At 72.0% G+C, this 20,688-nt stretch carries 21 protein-coding genes; 9 read left to right on the top strand and 12 right to left on the bottom strand.

Features of this window, described 5'->3' with window-relative positions:
* Positions 1-213: 213 nt before the first annotated feature.
* From V5F61_RS11920 to V5F61_RS11900, 5 genes are all read right to left on the bottom strand, one after another.
* Entirely contained in the window at positions 214-1,725 is a 1,512-nt protein-coding gene (locus V5F61_RS11920) for a DUF3300 domain-containing protein (RefSeq protein WP_393987972.1), read from the bottom strand.
* 273 nt (positions 1,726-1,998) lie between these two features.
* The gene (locus tag V5F61_RS11915; protein ID WP_393987973.1) at positions 1,999-2,760 is read right to left on the bottom strand and encodes a gamma-glutamyl-gamma-aminobutyrate hydrolase family protein; all 762 of its coding nucleotides are present in this window, start codon (positions 2,758-2,760) and stop codon (positions 1,999-2,001) included.
* A 22-nt stretch (positions 2,761-2,782) separates the two neighbouring features.
* Positions 2,783-3,475 (bottom strand): outer membrane protein, encoded by a 693-nt coding sequence (locus V5F61_RS11910; protein WP_393987974.1) that lies wholly within the window; start codon positions 3,473-3,475, stop codon positions 2,783-2,785.
* A 223-nt stretch (positions 3,476-3,698) separates the two neighbouring features.
* The gene (gene glmM / locus V5F61_RS11905) at positions 3,699-5,042 is read right to left on the bottom strand and encodes a phosphoglucosamine mutase (protein ID WP_393987975.1); all 1,344 of its coding nucleotides are present in this window, start codon (positions 5,040-5,042) and stop codon (positions 3,699-3,701) included.
* Positions 5,043-5,165: 123 nt separating this feature from the next.
* On the bottom strand, positions 5,166-6,272 hold the full coding sequence (locus V5F61_RS11900) for a linear amide C-N hydrolase (RefSeq protein WP_393987976.1): 1,107 nt from the start codon (positions 6,270-6,272) through the stop codon (positions 5,166-5,168).
* A 247-nt stretch (positions 6,273-6,519) separates the two neighbouring features.
* Here V5F61_RS11900 and V5F61_RS11895 point away from each other — a divergent pair, with 247 nt between their 5' ends.
* Together V5F61_RS11895 and V5F61_RS11890 are read left to right on the top strand one after the other, a co-directional pair.
* Entirely contained in the window at positions 6,520-7,518 is a 999-nt protein-coding gene (locus V5F61_RS11895) for an adenosine kinase (RefSeq protein ID WP_393987977.1), read from the top strand.
* A 35-nt stretch (positions 7,519-7,553) separates the two neighbouring features.
* Entirely contained in the window at positions 7,554-8,864 is a 1,311-nt protein-coding gene (locus tag V5F61_RS11890; RefSeq protein ID WP_393987978.1) for an ATP-dependent DNA helicase, read from the top strand.
* 57 nt (positions 8,865-8,921) lie between these two features.
* Here V5F61_RS11890 and V5F61_RS11885 read toward each other — a convergent pair whose 3' ends face one another.
* Complete coding sequence (locus tag V5F61_RS11885) at positions 8,922-9,788, bottom strand: type 1 glutamine amidotransferase (RefSeq protein WP_393987979.1); 867 nt, start codon at positions 9,786-9,788, stop codon at positions 8,922-8,924.
* A 217-nt stretch (positions 9,789-10,005) separates the two neighbouring features.
* Entirely contained in the window at positions 10,006-10,497 is a 492-nt protein-coding gene (locus V5F61_RS11880; protein ID WP_393987980.1) for a MarR family winged helix-turn-helix transcriptional regulator, read from the bottom strand.
* Between the two features lie 223 nt (positions 10,498-10,720).
* Between V5F61_RS11880 and metX the strand changes: the two genes are divergently transcribed.
* Entirely contained in the window at positions 10,721-11,953 is a 1,233-nt protein-coding gene (gene metX / locus V5F61_RS11875) for a homoserine O-acetyltransferase MetX (RefSeq protein WP_393987981.1), read from the top strand.
* A gap of 2 nt (positions 11,954-11,955) precedes the next feature.
* Positions 11,956-12,618: a methionine biosynthesis protein MetW gene (gene metW / locus V5F61_RS11870; protein ID WP_393987982.1), complete on the top strand. Its 663-nt coding sequence runs from the start codon at positions 11,956-11,958 to the stop codon at positions 12,616-12,618.
* Between the two features lie 14 nt (positions 12,619-12,632).
* Here the strand turns inward: metW and V5F61_RS11865 are convergent, their stop codons facing one another.
* A complete protein-coding gene (locus V5F61_RS11865; protein WP_393988178.1) occupies positions 12,633-13,448 on the bottom strand; it encodes a class I SAM-dependent methyltransferase in 816 nt (271 codons plus the stop codon).
* Between the two features lie 319 nt (positions 13,449-13,767).
* Between V5F61_RS11865 and gloB the strand changes: the two genes are divergently transcribed.
* A complete protein-coding gene (gene gloB / locus V5F61_RS11860) occupies positions 13,768-14,541 on the top strand; it encodes a hydroxyacylglutathione hydrolase (RefSeq protein WP_393987983.1) in 774 nt (257 codons plus the stop codon).
* A gap of 6 nt (positions 14,542-14,547) precedes the next feature.
* The gene (locus V5F61_RS11855) at positions 14,548-14,991 is read left to right on the top strand and encodes a cupin domain-containing protein (protein ID WP_393987984.1); all 444 of its coding nucleotides are present in this window, start codon (positions 14,548-14,550) and stop codon (positions 14,989-14,991) included.
* Positions 14,992-15,008: 17 nt separating this feature from the next.
* On the opposite strand, the gene V5F61_RS11850 is transcribed toward V5F61_RS11855, so the two are convergent.
* The 3 genes from V5F61_RS11850 to V5F61_RS11840 all read right to left on the bottom strand — a co-directional run bounded on the left by V5F61_RS11850 (position 15,009) and on the right by V5F61_RS11840 (position 17,999).
* Positions 15,009-15,602: a sigma-70 family RNA polymerase sigma factor gene (locus V5F61_RS11850; RefSeq protein ID WP_393987985.1), complete on the bottom strand. Its 594-nt coding sequence runs from the start codon at positions 15,600-15,602 to the stop codon at positions 15,009-15,011.
* Positions 15,603-15,861: 259 nt separating this feature from the next.
* Positions 15,862-16,143, bottom strand: coding sequence for a con-10 family general stress protein (locus V5F61_RS11845; RefSeq protein WP_393987986.1), 282 nt, complete (start codon positions 16,141-16,143; stop codon positions 15,862-15,864).
* A gap of 128 nt (positions 16,144-16,271) precedes the next feature.
* On the bottom strand, positions 16,272-17,999 hold the full coding sequence (locus V5F61_RS11840) for a sensor histidine kinase (RefSeq protein ID WP_393987987.1): 1,728 nt from the start codon (positions 17,997-17,999) through the stop codon (positions 16,272-16,274).
* A 222-nt stretch (positions 18,000-18,221) separates the two neighbouring features.
* Between V5F61_RS11840 and V5F61_RS11835 the strand changes: the two genes are divergently transcribed.
* Complete coding sequence (locus tag V5F61_RS11835; RefSeq protein WP_393987988.1) at positions 18,222-19,010, top strand: response regulator; 789 nt, start codon at positions 18,222-18,224, stop codon at positions 19,008-19,010.
* 79 nt (positions 19,011-19,089) lie between these two features.
* Complete coding sequence (locus V5F61_RS11830) at positions 19,090-19,410, top strand: hypothetical protein (RefSeq protein ID WP_393987989.1); 321 nt, start codon at positions 19,090-19,092, stop codon at positions 19,408-19,410.
* A gap of 27 nt (positions 19,411-19,437) precedes the next feature.
* On the opposite strand, the gene V5F61_RS11825 is transcribed toward V5F61_RS11830, so the two are convergent.
* A complete protein-coding gene (locus V5F61_RS11825) occupies positions 19,438-19,845 on the bottom strand; it encodes a response regulator (RefSeq protein ID WP_393987990.1) in 408 nt (135 codons plus the stop codon).
* 254 nt (positions 19,846-20,099) lie between these two features.
* Here V5F61_RS11825 and V5F61_RS11820 point away from each other — a divergent pair, with 254 nt between their 5' ends.
* Positions 20,100-20,579: a tellurite resistance TerB family protein gene (locus tag V5F61_RS11820; protein WP_393987991.1), complete on the top strand. Its 480-nt coding sequence runs from the start codon at positions 20,100-20,102 to the stop codon at positions 20,577-20,579.
* Positions 20,580-20,688: the final 109 nt, after the last annotated feature.

The following is a 20,688-nucleotide window of genomic DNA, read 5'->3' as shown; positions in this document are numbered from 1 at the left end:
CTTCATGTGCGGCCAGCGCGGGTGCCGCGCTGGCCTTGCGGGAGTAGCGGGCCCTGTCTCGCCGGCGTGGCCGGGGCGGAGTGCCCGCCCGCTGCCCGTGGCCAGCCACGCCGCTGCACGCCCGGCCGCTGCCGTGCGCGCTGCCGGACCCGGGTTCGACTCACCGGCCGGTGCTGGCCCGCTTTGCCGACCGTGGTCAGCTGCGGACCTTGGTCAGCGCCGGCCGTGCCCGCCCCCTGCCCGAGGCCGGGCGTGGTGCTGCTGCGGGCGGGCCTGCTGGCGCTGCCGCACATTGTGCTGCGCGCCCGCCCGCTGTTGTGCCCGCTGCTGGACCTGGGCCCGGTTCACCGGCCGGTGCTGGCCGGCATTGGGGCGGTTCACCGGCCGGTTGACGTTCGGCCTGTTCTCCGGGCGACTGACGTTGGGCCGATTGACGTTGGGCCTGTTGGCGCCGGGCCTGTTCTCCGGGCGGTTGATATTGGGCCGGTTGATGTTCGGCCGATTGCCATCCGGTCGGTTGAAGTTGGGCCGGTTGATGTCGGGGCGGGTGCCCGGCCGGTTGATGATCGTGCCGCTGTTGCCCGGCTGGTTGATGTTGATCTCCGGGCGATTGATGATCGGCCGGCCGCCGCCCGGCGGGGTGCCGGGGCGGTTTCCGGTCCAGGTGCCGCCGCCCGGCCGGGTCGGCGGGCGCATGGCGGGCGGATTGGGGCGGCCCGGCCGGTTCACGTGCGGCGGGCGCGGCTGCCAGGGGCCGGGCCCCCAGGTCGGCGGGCGCGGGCGCGGTCCAGGCCCCGGGCCCCAGCCCCAGTGGGGCGGGCGGTGCCAGGCCGGCGGCGGCGCCCAGATGGTGTTCCAGCCCCGGTTGTTCCAGCCCCACCGGTTGTTCCAGGCCGAACCCACCAGCACCCCCGCGCCGAAGCCCAGGGCCCCGACGGCGAAGGTGTCGAACGCGCTGCTCGGATTATAGACGGGAACGTAGATGCGCTCCGGGTTGGCGGGCTGGATGTAGATGGTGCGCTGCCCGGCGTCCTCGCGGGTGGTCACCACCTGCTGCGGCGTGGAGGCGAGGTTCCCCACCTTCTCCGCTTGGGCGCGCAGCATCTGCACCACGGTGGAGACGTCCTGCGGCTGGTGGATGAAGGCGTAGCCGAGGGATTCGGTCCACTCCATGTGCTGGTAGAGCTGGCGGAGCACGTCGGGGAAGCGCGTGAGCGCCTTCACTGAGGCATCCCAGGGCTTGTCGTCGAGGGCGGAGAGGGAACCGGTGCGCGCGGTGTTCGGGTTGCGCTCGACCCAGCCGTGGGCCTCCACGATCTGGTCGGGGAAGGCCGCTGCGGGCAGCAGGATGGCCAGCAACGGGTCCGGGTAGAGCGCCACGGGCGCCAGCAGGTATTCCAGCTCGGCGAGGGTGTAGAGATCCGCGGCGGGGGCCTGGTCCGCCGCGGCCGGCACCGGTGCCGGCACCTGGGTGGGAACCGGGGGCATGGCCGTCGCCGCGGGCGCAGGCGGCACCGCCTCGGGTGCGGGCGTCGGGGAAATGGGTGCCGGGGAAATGGGCGTTTGGGCCGCCGCCGGCGCGCCCGGCTGGGTGGGCTCGCCGGCCGCCGTCTGCGCCAGGGCCGGGCCGAGCGCGGCGGACCAGCCGAACACCGCCGCGACCGCTATGCGCGACCAGTTGCCGGCCCAAGCCGGTGGGCCCTTTCTGCGAACCGGGCTCGTCATTCCTACCTCCCGCATCTTCCTGGCCGGATATCCAACGCCGCCCGGCGCGCCCGCGCAAGGCGGTGGATCAATGTTGGGATGGCCGGCACAGGCCTGGGACGCCGGGTTCAGCCGGCGTGGATGGCGGGCGGCAAGGCGTTCTCCGCGCGCCTCGCTGCCCGGAAGCTGTGCCGGAGCGCTTTTAACCGAAGTGGGGCCCCGCTAGCGTGAAGAACATGCTGGGCGTCAATGAACTGGAATGATATCCGCGCGCCGGTGCGAGCGGCCATAGCTTCAGCGCGCGGCGCGGCGGGTGCGCACGGCGTCGCCGAAGGCGGCGAGCAGGCGGGCGCTGGGCGCGTTCAGGCCGGGCTTGTATTCGGGGTGCCATTGCACGCCCACCGCGAAGGGGTGCGTGCGCAGCGACACCGCCTCGATGGTGCCGTCCGGTGCGCGCGCCTCCACCGAGAGGCCCGCGCCCACCATGTCGAGCCCCTGGTAGTGCAGGGAGTTCACTGCGAAGCTGGTGGCGCCGAAGGTGGCGGCGAGCGGCGAGCCGGAGATCACCTTCACCTCATGCACGGGGCCGTATTGCAGGTCCATGGGCCCCTCCGTGGGGGCGTGGTGGTCCATGCGGCCGGGGACCTCGGCGAGGCGGGCATGCAGCGTGCCGCCGAGGGCGACATTCAGCTCCTGGAAGCCGCGGCAGATGAACAGTGCGGGCACGCCCTGCGCCACCGCTGCCCGGATGAGCGCCAGCGCGAACCGGTCGCGGGAGGGATCAAACGGGCCCGGCGCGTCCTCCGGCCCGTTCCAGTGGCTCGGGTGCACGTTGGAGGGGCTGCCGGTGAAGAGGAAGCCGTCCACATGGCCGACAAGGGCCGCGATGTCGGCGTCGAAGGTCTCGGGCGCCATCACCGGCAGCGCCATCACCGGCAGGCAGCCGGCGAAGTCATAGACGGCGCGCACGTATTTCTCGCCCACCATGAAATAGGGCAGGTCGGTCTCGTCCTTCAGGTCGCCGACCACGGCCACCAGGGGCTTGCTTTCAGCCATCCCTCGCACTCCGGAAACGCGCTCATTCCCCCAGGCTGTAGCGCACGCCGATGCGCACCTGGTGGGCGCCGAGGGCATCGATGCCCACGCCGGGCACGCCGGGAAGATCCGGCGCGCCGAGGCTCACATAGCGGTATCCGAGGTCGATGGTCCAGGCGCTGGAGAGCGCATAGGAGAGGCCCGCCCCCAGGGTCCAGGCGAAGCGCCAGTCGGTGCCGGGGGAGGGGAGGGTGGCGGGCGGCGTGATGCGGTCGATGGCGAAGCCCGCGCCACCGCCCACATAGGGCGTGACGCCGGCGAAGGTGACGATGTCCCAGTAGACGCTGGCGAGCGCCACTGTGGAATCGGCCTCGAAATGGCCGAGCACCGTGTCCACCCCGCCGAGGTCGAGATGGTCGATGCCCACCTCCGCCCGCAGCCAGGGCGTGAAGCGATATCCGAGGCCGCCGCCTATGGACCAGCCGGACGAGGCCCTGGAGGAACTTCCGGGCAGGGACGAGACGAACAGGTTGTCGAACCCGCCGCTCACGTGGGCTCCCACGTAGCCGGCATCGGCGCGGGCGTACCAGCCGGCCGCGTCCTCCTCCCCCACCTCGGGCGGGGCGAGGGAAAAGTCTCCCGCCCGGCCGAGCAGCGGCAGGTCGTCACCGGCGTGCGCGGCGGCAGCCGGAACAAGGAGGAGAGCCGCCGCCAGAGCGGGAACCGAACGCCACATCACGCACCCATCGCATCGCTGCCTCGATGGAGAGAGCCTGCCACGGCATGACTTAAGGGCGGATTAACCCTGATGAGAGGTTAAAGCCCTCCGGCGGAGCCTCGCGGGCCGAGATTCGCCGGGGGCGTGGGGCGCGGTTCGGTGCCGCCTTCCGGGACCAAGCGCAGGGCGGGCGCGCGGCACCTGCCTCGGTGTACGCGCGGAACCGCGCCGGCCTCCGGCGTCAGGCGGCGACGCGCTTCAGCGCGCCGATCACCTCGTCCACCACTTCCTCCACCAGGTCGCGGTCGTCGCCCTCGCCCATCACGCGGATCACCGGCTCGGTGCCCGAGCGGCGGATGAGCAGGCGGCCGCGGTTGGCGAGCCGCCGTTCGGCGTCGGCGATGGTGCTCTGCACGCCCGCGTCCTCCAGGGGCGCGCCCGCGCCGTAGCGCACGTTCTTCAGCACCTGGGGCAGGGGGTCGAAGCGGTGGCACACCTCGGACACCGGCCGCCCTTGGCGCGCCACCACGGCGAGCACCTGGAGCGCCGCCACCAGGCCGTCGCCGGTGGTGGAGAAATCGGTGAGGATGAGGTGGCCGGACTGCTCGCCGCCCACGTTGTAGCCCTCCGCCCGCATGCGCTCCAGCACGTAGCGGTCACCCACCGCAGTGCGGGCGAGGCCGATACCCTGGGCCGCGAGGTGGCGCTCCAGCCCCAGGTTCGACATGACGGTGGCGACGACGCCGTTGCCGGCGAGGCGGCCGTCCGCCTTGAAGCTCTCGGCCACCACGGCCATGAGCTGGTCGCCGTCCACGAGATGGCCCTTCTCGTCCACCAGGATCACCCGGTCGGCGTCGCCGTCGAGGGCGATGCCGATGTCGGCGCGCACCTCGCGCACCTTGGCGCTGAGCGCCTCGGGGGAGGTGGAGCCCACGTCACGGTTGATGTTCATGCCGTCCGGCTCGACGCCGATGGCCACCACTTCCGCGCCCAGCTCCCACAGGGCCTCGGGCGCGACGCGGTAGGCGGCGCCGTTGGCGCAGTCCACCACCACGCGCATGCCCTCGAACTTCTGGTCGCGGGGCAGGGTGCCCTTGGCATATTCGATGTAGCGGGCGTGCACGCCCTCCAGGCGCCGGGCGCGGCCGATCTCGGCGGGCTTGGCGAGGCGGCGGGAGAGATCCTGGTCGATCAGGTTCTCGATCTCCCGCTCCACCTCGTCGGAAAGCTTGTATCCGTCGGGGCCGAACAGCTTGATGCCGTTGTCGTCGAACGGGTTGTGGGAGGCGGAGATCATCACTCCGAGGTCGGCGCGCATGGAGCGGGTGAGCAGGCCCACCGCCGGGGTGGGCATGGGGCCGAGCAGCAGCACCTCCATGCCCACCGAGGTGAAGCCGGCCACCAGCGCGTTCTCGATCATGTAGCCGGAGAGGCGGGTGTCCTTGCCGATCACCACCCGGTGGCGGTGCTCTCCGCGCTGGAAGGCGAGGCCGGCGGCCATGCCGACCCGGAGCGCGATATCGGCGGTGAGCGTCGCGTTGGCGCGCCCGCGCACCCCGTCGGTCCCGAAATACTTGCGCGACATGTGTCCTCACGCATGAGTGGAGCCGGGCCCGCGGGGCCCGGCCCGTAATCCTGATGCCTTAGCATCCCCGCGCCCGTTGCGCGATCACATCTCGTGACCGCGCCTGACGCGGGTGGGGGTGCCTCACCGGCCGAGCGGTATGGCGGTCGGCTTCTGGTCGATGGGGAAGACGGCGGGGGCGGAGCCGTCGAGCTTCACCTTCGCGATGTCGAGCTCGCGCAGCTGCTGGTTGTCGTAGGTGGCGAAGAAGTAGCGCAGGTTCTTCAGGTCCGCGACCACCGTCCATTCGGTGGTCTCGTAGCCCGCGACGCCGCCGCCGGCGGCGGAGCCCGCCTGCGTCACCACCGCGCCGGGCGGGATGTCGAACGAGCTCATGATGTGGCGCACGGTGGTGACGCCCTCGGCCGCGGTGGCCGGCTGTGGCGCGTTGCGGGAGAAGAAGAAGGCGCGCACGAAGCGCGAGGGGGAGAGCATGTCGCCCGGCAGGCCGTGCAGGCCGGCGCCGGTGGAGGGGGCGGCGAGGGTGAGGTTCCCCGCCTTCATGGGCGAGGGCTCCACCGCCGAGAGGTTCACGTACTGGCCGAGATTGGCGAGGTGCCAGTCGAAGGCGGGCGCGTTGGTGAGCACGGTGGTGGGGTTATCGTGCATGCGCAGCTCGCCGCCGATGTATTCCACCACCAGGCTGGCGCCGGTTGCGTCATGCAGCGTGAGGTGCAGCGGCACGGGCGCCCCGAAGGTCGCCTGCGGCGCGGTGTTCACCTTGATCTTCGGCAGTCCCTCCTTCACCTCCGCCACCGTGGCGAAGGACGTGAGCACGTAGGTCAGCAGCTCGTAGGAGGCGATGGAGTTCTTCGCCTCGGCCGGCGAAACGGCCTGGAACTGCGCGAGAGCGGGAAGGTAGAGCCCGCCGCCGGCGAGGCCCTTCTCGTTCATGCCGTCGATGAAGATATTGAGGCCCAAGGCGTTGAGGCCGACCACGCCGTGCTTCGTGCTCCACTTGAGGCCGGTGCCCGCCTCGCCAGAGGGGCCGGTGCCGGTGATCGCGAGGTTGCGCGGCATCACCATGGCCTGGGACTTGAGGGGCAGGCCGAATTCCATGGTGCGGCCGTAGACGTGGCCGCCGTCGGCGGCGGTCAGCAGCAGGGAGGTGCAGGCGGAGGCGGTAAGGCCCTGGCTCAGAAGGGCGGTGCCGGCGAGCAGCGCCGCGGCCGCGTTCATGATCTTGCGCATGGGGTGTCCCTTTCCGTTCGGACGGCGCTTCCCGTTTCGGAAGATGGCGGATGCAGTTCCCTGGCCCGTGTTCGCTCGGGTTGCGCGCCGACGATGCCGCCCGCACCTCTTATAGCGTTGGGCGGAGCCGGGGGTAGCCGCTCCGCTTCCGCCTGGCCCCTGGGGTCGGCGCAGGGTTAACGCGCCGTTGCGCATCACCCTCCGGCGGTGCTACCGCTCCGCGTCGCTTTCTCGGAGATCGCCGCCCGTGTCCGCTTCCCTCGACGTCCTCACCATCGGCAACGCTATCGTCGACGTGCTCGCGCGCGCGGAGGACGACTTCCTCGCCGCCCACGACATGAACAAGGGCGGCATGGCCCTTATCGACGAGCCCCGCGCCGAGGCGCTCTACGGCGCCATGGGGCCGGGCACGGAGATCTCCGGCGGCTCGGCCGCCAACACGGCGGTGGGCGTCGCCGCCCTCGGCGCGCGCGCCGGCTTCATCGGCAAGGTGAAGGACGATCCGCTCGGCACCGTGTTCGGCCATGATATCCGCGCTGCCGGCGTCGCCTATGCCACCGCCTCCGCGCGGAACGGCGCCGCCACCGCCCGCTGCCTCATCATGGTGACGCCGGATGGCGAGCGCACCATGAACACCTTCCTCGGCGCCGCGCAGGACCTCACCGCCGCCGACATCGACAGGAGCGTGGTGGAAGGCGCCGCCGTCACCTATCTCGAAGGCTACCTGTGGGATCCGCCGGCCGCCAAGGAGGCGTTCCTGGCCGCCGCCGGCATCGCCCATGGCGCCGGCCGCAAGGTGGCGCTCACCCTCTCGGACTCCTTCTGCGTGGACCGCTACCGCGCCGAGTTCCTGGGGCTGGTCCGCTCCGGCACGGTCGATCTCGTCTTCTGCAACGAGGCGGAGCTGAAGTCTCTCTACGAGACCGCCGACTTCGACACCGCTTTGGTGGCCCTGCGCAAGGATGCCGCCGAGGCGGTGGTGACGCGCTCGGAGAAGGGCGCCTCCTTCGTTACCGCCGGGGCGGTGGTGAGCGTGCCGGCCACGCCGGTGGAGCGGGTGGTGGACACCACAGGCGCCGGTGACCTCTTCGCCGCCGGCTTCCTCTCCGGCTACACCCGCGGCCTCGACCCGGCCACCAGCCTGCGCATCGGCGCGCTGGCGGCGGGGGAGATCATCACCCAGCTCGGCGCCCGGCCGCAGCGCAACCTCCTCGACCTCGCCCGCGAGGCCGGCCTGCTCTCGTGAGCGGCCCGCAGGCGGGCGCGCCGCCGGTTCCCGGCATGCCGGGCGGTTCCGCCGGTGGCCTTCCGGCCGATCCCGGCGGGCAGGCGGCCCGCGCGCTCGCCGCCATCACCGCGCGGACGCCCACGCTGATGGTGCTGGGCGGGGCGGGCACGGGCAAGACCACCTTCCTCCACGAGCTGCGGCGCAATCCCACCGGGCGGCAGGTGTTCCTGGCGCCCACCGGGGTGGCGGCGCTGCAGGTGGGTGGGCAGACCATCCACTCCTTCTTCGGCATTCCACCCCGCCTGCTCAATCCGGACGAGGTGAAGCCGCGGGTGCAGGTGCGGCGGCTTTTGAAGAAGCTGGACCGGGTGGTGATCGACGAGATCTCCATGGTGCGCGCCGACCTGCTGGACGCCGTGGACATCTCGCTGCGCATCGCCCGCGACACGTCCGAGCCCTTCGGCGGCGTGCAGATGGTGCTGGTGGGCGACTTCCTCCAGCTTCCCCCGGTGGTGCCCATGGCCGAGCAGGAGATGCTGGAGCGCATGGGTTACGAAGGCCCCTTCGCCTTCCACGCCAAGGCGCTGGCGGAGCGGCCCACGGCCGGCGTGCCCTTCACCCATGTGCACCGGCAGACCGACCGCGCCTTCGTGTCCATGCTCGACGCCCTGCGGCGCGGGCGCGGCGCGCGCGATGCGGCGGAGGCGCTGAACGCGGCCTGCGTGCGGCCCCACCGCGAGGGCGCCCTGCCGGTGCTGCTCACCCCCACCAACGCCCGAGCCGACGCCTACAACGCCCGCGGCCTCGCGGCCCTGCCGGACGAGGGACGCGCATTCTCCGGCGTGCTCAAGGGCGAGTTCGGCCTGGAGGGCGACCGCCTGCCGGTGGCGGAGAAGCTGGTGCTGAAGCGCGGCGCCCGCGTGATGGCCCTGCGCAACGATCCCGCCCGGCGCTGGGTGAACGGCTCGGTGGGCACGGTGGTGGGCCTCGGCCCCTTCAGCGCCCTGGTGAAGCTCGACGCCGGGCCGACGGTGGAGATCGAGGCCTTCACCTGGGAGCGGGTCCGCTACGGGTGGGACGAGCCGGCCGGGCGCATCGAGGCGCAGGTGGTGGGCACCTACACCCAGCTCCCCCTCGCCCCCGCCTGGGCGCTGACCATGCACAAGGCCCAGGGCCTGACCCTGGACGACGTGCGCATCGATTTCGGCGAGGGCGCGTTCGCGCCGGGGCAGGCCTATGTGGCGCTCTCCCGCGCGCGCTCCCTGGAGGGGCTCTCCCTGGTGCGGGCCATCCGCGGATCAGACGTGCGGGTGGACCGGCGGGTCGCCGCGTACATGGAGGCGTTCGAGGCGGAGGAGGGCTGAGCGGACCCCGCTTGGCACCGGCTACTCGGCGCCGGCCGATGGCTGAGCCCGCTGCCCTCAGCCCCGCCCGCGGGCGGCGCGGATGGGCAGCACCAGCCGTTCCACCCAGTTGCGGATCTCGATGGTGCGCACCGCCTTGGAGATCACCGCCCCGTCGATGCCGCAGCGCCAGGCGAGCGACCTGTTGCCCGGCTCGCGCTCGAAATGCTCGAGGTCGGCGATGAAGGCGGCCTCCTCGTCCTCGTCCTGGAAGAAGCCCTCGGCCACCAGCGAGGGGCGCAGGCGGCGGAAGATGGCGGCCATCTCGCGGAAGGGATATTCGGGGTGGTACTGCACCGCCCAGCACATGGAGCGCCCGGCGGGGATCTCCGCCGCCTGCACCTGGGAGTGGTCGTTGGTGGCGAGCAGCCGCGCGCCCTCGGGCAGGGCTTCCACCTCGTCGAGATGCACGGTCATGGCCTCGAAGACGGGCGGCTTCTCCGCGAACAGGTCGTGGCCAAGGCCCTCGGCGGTCTGGCGGATGCGGCGGCCGAAGCCGACCTCCCGCCCGCGCGGGTTGAGCCGCACGCTGCCGCCGGCCGCCACGGTGAGCAATTGAAGCCCCCAGCAGCTCCCGAACAGCGGCACCCCGGTGGCGAAGGCCGCGCGGATGAGGCTGATCTGCTGCTCCACCGCCGGCCCGCCGTTGTAGATGTTGAGCGAGGAGCCGGTGATGGCGATGCCGTCATAGCCCTCGAGCCCGCCACCGTCGGGCAGGTTGGCGCCGGGATCGGCCGGGTAGCAGATGTCCGCCACGGCGCCGGGCGCCAGCTCGCGCAGGAGCTGCGCATAGCCCTCGCTTGCCGCCTGTCCTCCGAAATGGATCTGTCGGGCGCGGGCTTCGGCGGTGTTTCCTTCGACGACGAGCAGGCGGGGGGCGGCCATGATTCCCTACGGTTTCCGGGAGAGGTAGCCGCAGGATACGGCGCATTTTGACCAAAGCGAGGATGCCGCCGGAAGACGCAGGCCTGCCCCGTCCGGCGCCGCGCCCGCCTGGGGATGACGCCGAGGGCCCGTGGGCTGCCCCATGGGCCCTCGGCCAGCCGGCGTGATGATTGAGCGGACCCCGCTTGGCGCCGGCCAGGGACCGGAGCCGGCGGGATCAGATGTCCTCGTCGTCGTCCGCCGCGTCGGCCTCGTCGTCGGCGCCGCCGTCGGTGCCGAGCCGCTCGGCGAGGTTCTTTTCCACCTTGCGCAGCAATTTGCGCAGGCGCTTGCGCTCCTTGCCGTCCAGCCCGGCGACGATCTCGTTCTCCAGGGCCTCCCACACGCCGTCGATGGCGGTGCTGCGCTCGCGCCCGGTTTCAGTGAGGAACACCCGCACCAGGCGGCCGTCGCCGTCGGTGGTGCGGCGCTCCACCAGGCCCTGGCTGGTGAGCCGGGCGATGGTCTTGGAGGCGGTGGGCGGGCGCACGCGCAGGGCGGCGGCGAGGTCGCCCATGGTGCGGCCGTCCTGCTCGGACAGCAGCTTCAGCACCGCCTCCTGGCCGGGAAACAGGCCGAGATCGCTGAGCAGCCGCGCCGAGAGGGCGCGCTGCAGGCGGGCCGTGTGGTTCAGCCGGTAGCCGATGGTCTTCGCGAACGGGTCCTTCATGCTCTCCCCCAACCGCACGCAGCCCCGCCCATCATGCGCCGAGCCGAGCCTCGCGCGCTACCTGAGGAGGTGGGAATCGTGCCGGCGACCGCGCCGCGAGCACGGCCGGCGACGCTCTTATCTCCGCGCCGGCTTACATTTTTACGAAGGTGGCGGCGCTTTCCCCGTTTGCGTGCGGCAGCGGTGCTTGACAGCGGGGCGCGGGCACCGCTTGGTTCCGGTCATGACATCGTTCGTCCCACCGGATGGCACCGCCCCGAAGGCCGATTCCGAGGCCGGAGACGCCGTCGAGGCCCGTGCCCGGCAGGAGGCGGACGAGCCGCACTCGCCGGTCGCGCGCTTCGGCCCGGCGCAGCCTTTGCGGCTCGACGCCGGCGTGCTGCTGCCCGGCCTCCAGATCGCCTACCAGACCTACGGCGAGCCCAATGCGGCGCGCACCAATGCGGTGCTGGTGTGCCATGCCCTCACCGGCGACCAGCATGCGGCGAGCCTCAATCCCGTCACCGGCAAGCCGGGCTGGTGGGAGACCATGGTGGGGCCGGGCCGGCCCATCGACACCGACCGCTTCTACGTCATCTGCGCCAACGTGCTCGGCGGCTGCATGGGCACCACCGGGCCCTCCTCCACCAATCCCGCCACCGGCGCGCCCTACGGGCTCGACATGCCGCTCGTCACCATCCGCGACATGGTGAACGCCCAGGCCATGCTGCTCGACCATCTCGGCATCGAGAAGCTGCTGTGCGTGGCCGGGGGCTCCATGGGCGGCATGCAGGTGCTGCAATGGGCGGCGAGCTATCCCGAGCGGGTGTTCTCGGCGCTGCCCATCGCCACCGCCGCCCGCCATTCGGCGCAGAACATCGCCTTCCACGAGGTGGGACGGCAGGCGGTGATGGCCGATCCCGACTGGCGCGGCGGGCGCTATCTGGCGGAAGGCGTGACCCCCCAGCGCGGGCTCGCGGTGGCGCGCATGGCGGCGCACATCACCTACATGTCGGACCAGGCGCTGCACCGCAAGTTCGGCCGCCGCCTGCAGGACCGCGCCATGCCCACCTTCGGCTTCGACGCCGATTTCCAGGTGGAAAGCTACCTGCGGCACCAGGGCGAGGCCTTCGTGCAGCGCTTCGACGCCAATTCCTATCTCTATGTCACGCGGGCCATGGACTATTTCGATCTCGCCGCCGATTACGATGGCGTGCTCGCGCATGCCTTCAAGGGCTCGAAGACGCGCTTCTGCCTCGTCTCCTTCACCTCCGACTGGCTGTTCCCGACGGAGGATTCCCGCACCATCGTCCACGCCCTGAACGCCTCCGGCGCCAGCGTCTCGTTCGCGGAGATCGAGAGCGACAAGGGCCACGACGCCTTCCTGCTCGACGAGCCCGAGCTCAACGCCATCGCCCATGGCTTCCTCGACAGCGCGGCGCGGGCCTTCGGCCTGCCGGCCGCGCGGGGGAGGTGAGCATGGCGCTGCGCGAGTCCGAGCCGGACGAAGGAGCGTTGCGCCTGGAGGGCGGGCGCGTCGACCTCCTGGTGGTGGCGCAGATGGTGAAGCCCGGCTCCCGCGTGCTGGACGTGGGCGCGGGCGACGGCGCCCTGCTGGATCTGCTGGCCACCACGCGCGGGTGCGACGCCCGCGGCATCGAGCTCTCCCGCGAGGGGGTGAACGGGGCGGTGGCGCGCGGCCTTGCCGTCATCCAGGGCGACGCCGACGTGGACCTTGCCCACTATCCGGACGACGCCTTCGACTACGTCATCCTCTCCCAGACGCTCCAGGCCACCCGCCGCCCGCGCTGGGTGCTGGAGCAGATGCTGCGCATCGGCCGGCGCGCCATCGTCTCCTTCCCGAATTTCGGCCACTGGCGCTCGCGGCTCGACCTGCTGGTGAACGGCCGCATGCCGGTGACGGACAACATGCCCTTCGCCTGGTACGAGACGCCCAACATCCACTTCTGCACCATCCGCGACTTCGTGGCCCTGGCCGGGGCGCTGGATGCGCGGATGGAAAAGGCGGTGGCGCTCGATTCCGCCGGCCACCGGGTGCGCTTCAACATGCCGTGGTGGGTGTGGAACCTGATGGGCGAGCAGGCGGTGTTCCTGCTCTCGCGGGGGGAACAGGCGCGCTAGAGCCTTTCCGTGCTTCACGGAATCGGGGAAATGCCCTGCGTTTGAGCGGACCCGTTTGCTTCACGCGAACCGGTGCCCGCTTCGCTTGAAAACGCTCCAAGCCGGTGGGAGCGCAGGCCCAGCGCCGGCTCCATCGCCGGTTCCAGCACGGGCGCGAGGCGGGGGCGGCGCACCATCACCGGGCGGTGGAGCTGCTTGGTCGCCTCCACCACCAGCACGCCGGAGAAGGGCAGCGACAGCCGCCCGCCGATGCGCTCGAATGCTACGGCGGTACGCAGGAACCAGTGGCTCGGCGGCGCGTAAAGTGCCTCGCCCCAGCCCACGGGGGTGAACAGCGCCTCCCGGAGCAGCCCCACCACCTGCCCGCGCGAGAACGGACGGCCGTTGCCGAAGGGGGTGGTGTCGAGCCGCGCCCACACGCCGCGCCGGTTGGGCACCACCGCCAGCAGCCGTCCGCCGGGGGCGAGCACGCGCCACACCTCGCGCAGCATCTCGGCCGGGCTGGCCGTCATCTCCAGGGCGTGCACGGCCACCACGCGGTCCATGCTGGCGGTGGGCAGGGGCAGCATGGCCTCGTCGGCGAGGGCGGCGAGCGCCGGGCCGCTGGAGGGCCAGCGCACCACGCCCTGGGCGGCCGGCATCAGGGCGATGCAGCGTTCCGCCTCCTCGCGGAACACGCCGAGATAGGGAATGGCATAGCCGAGCCCCATCACTGCGAGGCCGGTCACGTCATCGAAGCGGGCGCGGATGGCGCGCACCAGCAGCCGCCGCGTCATGACGCCGAGCGGCTGCGCATAAAAATTGCGCAGGTCGACGACATCGACATTCATGCCGCCGCCCGCGATCCCCTGGCTGCCGAGATCCCACATCCTGCCGAATCCGGAACGGGCGCCGGCCACCCTCGGCCCGCGCCCCGGACGGCATCAATAAACCATAGGTGCCCGCAGGTCGCCTGCGATCTGGCGGCTCGGCGCGAAAGCGCGGGGGGAGGCGGGACGGCGAAGCCTCTGCTATCATCGCCCGACCCGAGCATTCCCCTGGTTCATGAGGCCGGGGGAATGCTCCAGATCTTCGAGTTGACGCGTTTTCTTTCCGCGAACCGATGTCCACTTCGCTGGAAAACGCTCTATTGCCCCGGAGGAGCCCCGCGTGCCGGCCGAGATCCGTCTCGTTCCCTGCCTTTCCGACAATTACGCCGTGCTGCTGCACGATCCGTCCACGGAGGCGACCGCCGTGGTGGACGCGCCGGACGGCGACGCCATCATCGCCGCGGCCGATGCCGCGGGATGGCCGATCAACCAGGTGCTGGTGACCCACCACCACGCCGACCACGTGCAGGGCATCCCCGCCCTCAAGGCCCGCTACGGCGCCGCCGTGGTGGGCCCGCGCAAGGAAGCCGGTCTCATTCCCGGCATCGACGCGGTGGTGGAGGACGGCGACCCGGTCGCCGTCGGCGGCCTCGTGGGGCGGGTGCTGGAGGTGCCCGGTCACACGGCGGGCCACGTGGCCTACCTGTTCGAGGGGGAGCGGCTCCTGTTCTCCGGCGACACGCTGTTCTCCCTGGGCTGCGGCCGCGCCTTCGAGTGCGAGCCGCCGGTACTGTGGCGCTCCCTGCTGCGCCTGCGCGCCCTGCCGGACGAGCTTTCGGTCTATTGCGGGCACGAATATACCCTCTCCAACGCCCGCTTCGCCCTTTCGGTGGACCCGGACAATGCTGACCTCAGGGCGTTCGCGGCGCGGGTGGAGGCAGAGCGCGCGGCCGGGCGGCCCACCGTGCCCTCACGCCTCGCCGAGGAGATCGCGGCCAATCCCTTCCTGCGGGCGGACGACACGGCGCTTGCCGCGCGGCTCGGCCTCGCGGGGGCGGACCCCGCCGCCGTGTTCACCGAGCTGCGCGCCCGCAAGAACGATTTCAGGGGCTGAGCCGTGGTGCTTTCCGATCCAATCGACCCCCGCCTCGATGCAGCCGAAGTCATCGCCCTGCTCGGCCTTCAGCCCCACCCGGAGGGCGGCCATTTCCGCGAGACCTTCCGCGACGTGGCGCCGGATGGCGGGCGCGGCGCCTCCACCGCCATCTATTTCCTGCTCGCCGCCGGGGAGCGCTCCCACTGGCACCGGGTGGACGCGGTGGAGATCTGGCATTGGCACGCCGGCGCCCCGCTCACTCTCTCGCTCGCCCATGGCGGCGCGCGCGAGGAGCTGGTGCTGGGGCCGGGGCTCGGCCGGGGCGAGCGGCCCCAGGGGGTGGTGCCCGCCTTCGCATGGCAGGCGGCGGAAAGCCGGGGTGCCTGGACGCTGGTGGGCTGCACGGTGGCTCCCGCCTTCGATTTCGCCGGGTTCGAGCTCGCCCCGCCCGGCTGGTCCCCGGACTGACTCGAGCCCGGTGGGGCTCAGCCCCCGCCGGAGCGGGCGCCATGGGCTGCGGAGAGCGCCACCGCGTCGCCCTCCACCACGTCGGCGGTGGCATCGGCGCCCATCAGCACCAGCAGCTTGGCGCGGGCGCGGTTCACGCGGCTCTTGATGGTGCCCAGGGCACAGCCGCACACCTCCGCCGCCTCCTCGTAGGAGAGGCCGGCGGCGCCCACCAGCACCAGCGCCTCGCGCTGGTCGTCGGGCAGGTGGCCGAGTGCCTCCTGGAGCGACTGGAGAGTCATGGACCATTCCTGGCTGGGGCCCACGTTGCCGTCCTGCTGCGCCAGGGCGGAGAGGCCCTCATTCTCGCGCCGGCGCTTGCGCATGTCGGTGTAGTAGGTGTTGCGCAGGATGGTGAACAGCCACGCCCTCAGGTTCGTGCCGGGGTCGAAGCGGTCGATGTTGGCGAGCGCCTTCAGCAGGGTCTCCTGCACCAGGTCGTCGGCTTCGGTGCGGTTGCGGGTCAGGGAGCGCGCGAAGGCGCGCAGCGCCGGCAGGAACTCCAGCACCTGCATGCGCAGGGGCGGGTCGCTGTCGGGGCCGGTCGCGTGCGGGCGTGGCGTCACGTCCATGGCGAACCCTCGCGTGCGAAAACACCGGGTGCGCCTGCGGCCCGCTCGCTGCGGCGCCGTGGCGCGATCCGCTTGCGCCGTGCCTCGTCACGGAGGGGAGGGAGGCGTCGCCGCCCCCCGTCCTCGCGCCGGTTTTCCCGGTCTGCGCTGCGCATCTGAGGCATCTTAGGACACAGCGTCGCGCGGCGGAAGGCATGTGCCCCGTTCCGTCGGGAGATCACCTTTCGGTGATGCACGCCTACGCCTCCCGGCCGCAAGCTCAGGCGCCGCGGCCGCCGGAGCCCTGCCCGCCGTGCTTCTGCCCGCCCTTCTGCCCGGCCTGGGAGGCGAGGGTGCGGTCGCGCGAGAAGCTGCGTTGATCGTCGGAGACGCTCTGGCCGCCCTTGCGGCCGGCGGCGGCGGCCAGCGCCCGGTTCTGGAAGAAGCTGCGCTTTTCCGCCGGCACGCTCTCGCCGCCCTTGCGGGCGATGGCACGCTGCTTCTCCGCGTCCATGGCCGCGAAGCCGCGGTGGGAAGGGGCCTTCGATTGAACCTTTTCCATGACTGCTGCTCCTGGTCCCTTGCTGACGTTCTGAGCCCCGCCAGCCGGCGGCCACGGCGCGGGCATCCGGCTCCCGAACCATGAACGTTGCAGAAGGCCGCAGGTTCCCGTGTTCCGCGTGGGAACGCTCAGGGCGTGGAGGAAGGGCAGGGAAAATCGCCTGAAACGAGGGCACGGTCGGTGCCGGCGCCGTGGGCCAGGCTCCCGCCCAGCTGGGCGGCGAAGCCATGAGCGAGGTCGCCGGCCGCGCGTGCGGCCCCGTCCGGCAGAGCCGCCTCGACCTCAATGGCGAGGCGCCCACCCGCGGCGCGCGCGCGCAGGGTGAGGAGGGCGGGCTTCAAGGGCGGCTCCTCCCTGGCGGCGGTGAGGCCGAGCACGATCTCCGCCACCATCAGTGCCAGCGGCACCGCCATGTCCGTGGGCAGGGGCGCATCCTGGGCCTCCACGGTGATTCGGGCCGGACGCTCGCAGGCGCCCTCCAGGAGCCCGCCGAGCTCGCGCAGCAGCTCGCGCAGGCGCACCTTGGAGCCATCGGCCGCCTCGTGGAGGAGGCGGTGCACGAGGGCGAGCGTGTTGACGCGGGTGCGCAACTGCTCGAACCGCCGCCGATCCTCCCCGCGCAGCCCCGAGCCATAGAGGCTGATGAGGCTCACCACGATCTGCAGGCTGTTCTTGATGCGGTGATGGATCTCGCGCACCAGGCCGGTCTTCTCGGCGAGGGCGAGCCGCAGCCGCCCGTCGCGCTCGCGCACCGCCAGCGCCATCTCCTCCACCGCGTGGCCGAGGGCGCGGAACTCGCTCGGGGCGTCGTCGAACCGGGTGGGCCGGAAGGCGTAGTGGCCGCGCGCGTACACGGCCGTGACCCGGCGCAGGTAGAGCAGCCATTGCAGCACGATGCGATCCACCGCCAGCCATAGCCCCACCAGGCTCGCCGCGACGATCAGCGTCGGCAGGGCGAAGCTCGCCGCGACCGTCAGCACGGTCCAGGGGAACAGGCGCTCGGTGGGCATGGCGAAGGCGGCCACCAGCCCCTCGCGGCCCAGCGGCGCGGTGGCGAAGGTGAAGCTTCGGCCGTCGGGGTCGCGCGCCTCGCGCAGGATGCTGCCGGGCCCGGCCATGGGCTGATCCGCGAACAGCGCGCCGGAGACGATCCGGGCATTGGAGAGCAACTCCACCCCCTGGGCCGAGAACAGGGCCACCACGCCCTGGCCGGCGGGGGTCTCGCGCCGCAGCAGCCCTTCGAGCCATGAGACGTCCATGGAGAGGGTGACGGCGCCGATGAAGGTGCCGTCGCGCTCGCGCAGCGGCAGCACGCCCACCAGCACCTCGGCGGCGGCGGCGCGGCTGAACACCCGGCCCGACAGCAGGAAGCGCGAATCCCGCGCCGCCTGCCGCCACCAGGGCTCGCCCGAGACGTCCCGCGCCTCCAGCGGCAGGGCCGAGCACAGTACCCGCCCGTCGCGGTTCATCACCCCGATGTTGCTGGCGAAGGGCAGGCTCAGCACTGCGCCGTGCAGGATCGCCGGGCAGGAGGTGGCGGCGTCCCGCACGTCGGCGACATTCTGCAGCGCGCGCAGCACGTTCTCCGCAGAGGCGAACACTTTTTCCAGCGTCGAGGCATCGGCCTGCACGTGCTGCAGCAGGCGCCCCTGCGCCTCCTGCTGGGCGGTCCGCAGCTGCAGGGCGCCCTGCACGAAGTTGAGCCCGGCGATGGGCGCGAGGGCGAACAGCACCATGAGGATCAGCCGGCGCCGGACGCTGTCCAGGAGGCTGCGCGGTTCGCCGGCGGCGGCGGCGAAGATGGCGTTGCGCTCCCTGTGGTGCGCGTGCTCGGCCTGGGCCTTCACCCACTCCATCCAAAGCTCCGATGTGACCGGCCGTCGTCCGCGTGACGACGCAGCTGAAGCGAACCCTCATCCGCTTTACAATGCAATGCGTTGCCTGCCGGTTCCGGGCGCATGGGAACTTTCCGGCGGAGGGCGCGTTGGACCGCTGTCCCTTTTGTTGCCGGTTTCCCGGCGCAACACTGCCCAGGAGCGCTGCGCCGCCGGCGCGGGATGTCCATCACGGAGCCGCGCATGTCGCCTTCATCGATCGTGAAGCAGATCCCCTCGCTCAGGCGCTACGCGCGGGCGCTGCTGGGCTCTCAGGCGGCGGGGGACGCCGCGGTGCAGGACACGCTGTCGGCGCTCATCGACGGCAAGGTGCCGCTCGACAGCGGGGTTTCGCCCCGTGTGGCGCTCCATCGCGCCTTCCACCGGGTGTGGAACCGCAAGGCGGCGCCCGGTCTTCCGGACCTGCGCGCCGACCAGCGCCTGCAGGCCATGGACGTCTCCTCCCGCGTCGCCTTCCTGCTCACCGCCATGGAGGGCTTCTCCTACACCGAGGCGGCGAGCATCCTCGGCGTGCCCATCGAGGAGGTGGAGGCACAGGTGATCGCCGCCCAGCGCGACATCGACCGGCAGACCGCCACCCGCGTGCTCATCATCGAGGACGAGTGGGTGATCGCCCTGGACCTGCGCAGCCTCGTGAGCGACCTCGGGCACGAGGTGGTGGGCGTCGCGCCCACCCGCTCCAAGGCGGTGGAGCTGGCCGAGGCCGGGGACTTCGGCCTCGTGCTCGCGGATATCCAGCTCGCCGACGGCTCCTCGGGGGTCGACGCGGTGAGCGACATCCTCGGCGGCTGCAACGTGCCGGTGATCTTCATCACCGCCTTTCCGGACCGCCTGCTCACGGGCGAGCGGCCGGAGCCCACCTACCTCATCACCAAGCCGTTCCTCGCCGAAACGGTGAAGGCCACCATCGCCCAGGCCCTCTTCTTCCACGGGGCGCGTGGCACGCCGGGTCCGCTGGCCCGTACCGCCTGACGCGCACGGCGCGGCCTTGCGGGCGCGGGGCGTTCCGGCGCATCCTCCGTCCGCGTCGCACGCCACAGGAGCCGTTTCCATGGTCGAGAAGTCTGCCGCCCCGAAGGCCGAGGCCGCCCACGCCGAAACCGCCGCCGAGCCTACGCTCGATGACGTGCGGCAGGATCTGGAGCGCCTCAAGGCCGAGATTTCCCGCCTGCTCGACGTCGCCGGGCAGAGCGCCAGGCTGGCCGCGGACGAGGCCGTCAGTGCCGCCGAGGCGGGGGCCGAGACCGCCGGCCTGTGGGCGGAAGGCCGCTGCGGCGCCCTGCGCGCCACCATCCGCGAACAGCCGCTGACCGCCTGTGCCGTGGCGGCCGGCCTCGGGCTCATCCTGGGCCAGGTGCTGCTGCGCCGCTGACGTTGGCCGGGATGCCGTGGCCCCGCCTCAGTCTTCCGGCACCTCGATGCCGAAGCGGCGCAGGGCCGCGCGCAGGGTGGCCACGTCATAGGGCTTGCGGATGATCGTCACGCGCTCGGTGCCGGCAAGCCGGGCCTCCACTTCCTCCGCGGCGTAGCCGGTGGCGATCACCACCGGCAGGTCTGGCCGGAACCGGCGCAGGGCGCGCACCACCTCGTCGCCGCCCATGTCCGGCAGGCCCATGTCCACGAGGGCGAGCACCAGGGCGTCCGCCGGCGCGCCGCCCCCGGCGACCTGCGCGAGCGCCGCGCGCCCGTGGGTGGCAACGGTCACCGCGAAGCCGTGGTCCTCCAGGACCTGCTGGGCGACGAGCGCCACGAACGGCTCGTCCTCCACCAGCAGGATGGTGCCGCGGCCGGCCGGCTGATCGCGCAATATGCTCCCTCCTGCTCCGCCGCCGGGCCAGTGGCGCGCGGCGCAGTGGCGATTCCCGCGGCCATCATGGCACATCGCCGGCGGTCGCGGCGGCGAGGTTGCCGAGCTTGCGCGGGCCGGGGCATCATGGCAACAGGCGAGAGCCGGTTCCGGGTCTGCCGGGACCGTTGCGTTCCGCCGCGCCGTGACCATGTTCCCTGCGGGGCTGCGCCGCCCGGCCCCGCATGTTCCTTCGAGCCGCAGGATGCCCGCGCATGTTCCGCAGCCTCTCCGATTTCATCACGGACATCACCGGCGGCCGCCGCGAGGTGGCCCAGTTCGGTACCGACGACTACCGCCTCGCCGCCGCCGCACTGCTGGTGCACGTCATCACCGTGGACGGGGTGGTGGCCGATTCCGAGCGGGTGGTGCTGAAGCGCGTGCTGGAGCAGCGCTTCTCCCTTTCCGAAGCGGAAAGCGGTGCCCTGGTGGAATTGGCCATTGCCAAGGATGCCGAAGCCGTTGATCTTTATGCTTTCACCAGCGTGCTCAACCGGGCGCTGGACGAGGAAGGCCGGCGGCGCATCGTGGAGATGATGTTCCAGGTGGCCTTCGCGGACGGCACCTTGACGGAGTTCGAGGACAACGTCGTGTGGCGCGCGGCGGAACTGCTCAATGTGGATACGCGCGACCGGGTGGAGATCCGTCGCGAGATCCGTGAGGAGGCGGAAACTGGCGGTGAACGACAGGACTAGCGCGCCGGCCGGCGGGACCGAAGCGGCGCGGGCCCGGCACGATAACGCTGCGGGAAGCGGGAGCGCCCCCGCGCGCGAAACCTGCCCGGAGGCCGCCCTTGCAGGCCCG

This window comes from Xanthobacter sediminis (assembly GCF_043195015.1).
In the GTDB taxonomy this organism is placed as follows: Bacteria; Pseudomonadota; Alphaproteobacteria; order Rhizobiales; family Xanthobacteraceae; genus Xanthobacter.
Note: the sequence above shows the minus strand (reverse complement) of the source record. Positions and strands in the feature narration are given on the sequence as shown.

Excerpts from the sequence above, each read along its gene's own strand:
- V5F61_RS11910 (WP_393987974.1), bottom strand. The coding sequence starts at position 3,475 with ATGTGGCGTTCGGTTCCCGCTCTGGCGGCGGCTCTCCTCCTTGTTCCG.
- V5F61_RS11830 (WP_393987989.1), top strand. The coding sequence starts at position 19,090 with ATGGTCGAGAAGTCTGCCGCCCCGAAGGCCGAGGCCGCCCACGCCGAA.
- V5F61_RS11845 (WP_393987986.1), bottom strand. The coding sequence starts at position 16,143 with ATGGAAAAGGTTCAATCGAAGGCCCCTTCCCACCGCGGCTTCGCGGCC.
- metW (WP_393987982.1), top strand. The coding sequence starts at position 11,956 with ATGGCGCTGCGCGAGTCCGAGCCGGACGAAGGAGCGTTGCGCCTGGAG.
- glmM (WP_393987975.1), bottom strand. The coding sequence starts at position 5,042 with ATGTCGCGCAAGTATTTCGGGACCGACGGGGTGCGCGGGCGCGCCAAC.
- V5F61_RS11840 (WP_393987987.1), bottom strand. The coding sequence starts at position 17,999 with ATGGAGTGGGTGAAGGCCCAGGCCGAGCACGCGCACCACAGGGAGCGC.
- V5F61_RS11850 (WP_393987985.1), bottom strand. The coding sequence starts at position 15,602 with ATGGACGTGACGCCACGCCCGCACGCGACCGGCCCCGACAGCGACCCG.
- V5F61_RS11885 (WP_393987979.1), bottom strand. The coding sequence starts at position 9,788 with ATGGCCGCCCCCCGCCTGCTCGTCGTCGAAGGAAACACCGCCGAAGCC.
- metX (WP_393987981.1), top strand. The coding sequence starts at position 10,721 with ATGACATCGTTCGTCCCACCGGATGGCACCGCCCCGAAGGCCGATTCC.
- V5F61_RS11820 (WP_393987991.1), top strand. The coding sequence starts at position 20,100 with ATGTTCCGCAGCCTCTCCGATTTCATCACGGACATCACCGGCGGCCGC.
- V5F61_RS11920 (WP_393987972.1), bottom strand. The coding sequence starts at position 1,725 with ATGACGAGCCCGGTTCGCAGAAAGGGCCCACCGGCTTGGGCCGGCAAC.
- V5F61_RS11865 (WP_393988178.1), bottom strand. The coding sequence starts at position 13,448 with ATGAATGTCGATGTCGTCGACCTGCGCAATTTTTATGCGCAGCCGCTC.
- V5F61_RS11900 (WP_393987976.1), bottom strand. The coding sequence starts at position 6,272 with ATGCGCAAGATCATGAACGCGGCCGCGGCGCTGCTCGCCGGCACCGCC.
- V5F61_RS11880 (WP_393987980.1), bottom strand. The coding sequence starts at position 10,497 with ATGAAGGACCCGTTCGCGAAGACCATCGGCTACCGGCTGAACCACACG.
- V5F61_RS11890 (WP_393987978.1), top strand. The coding sequence starts at position 7,554 with ATGCCGGGCGGTTCCGCCGGTGGCCTTCCGGCCGATCCCGGCGGGCAG.
- V5F61_RS11915 (WP_393987973.1), bottom strand. The coding sequence starts at position 2,760 with ATGGCTGAAAGCAAGCCCCTGGTGGCCGTGGTCGGCGACCTGAAGGAC.
- V5F61_RS11835 (WP_393987988.1), top strand. The coding sequence starts at position 18,222 with ATGTCGCCTTCATCGATCGTGAAGCAGATCCCCTCGCTCAGGCGCTAC.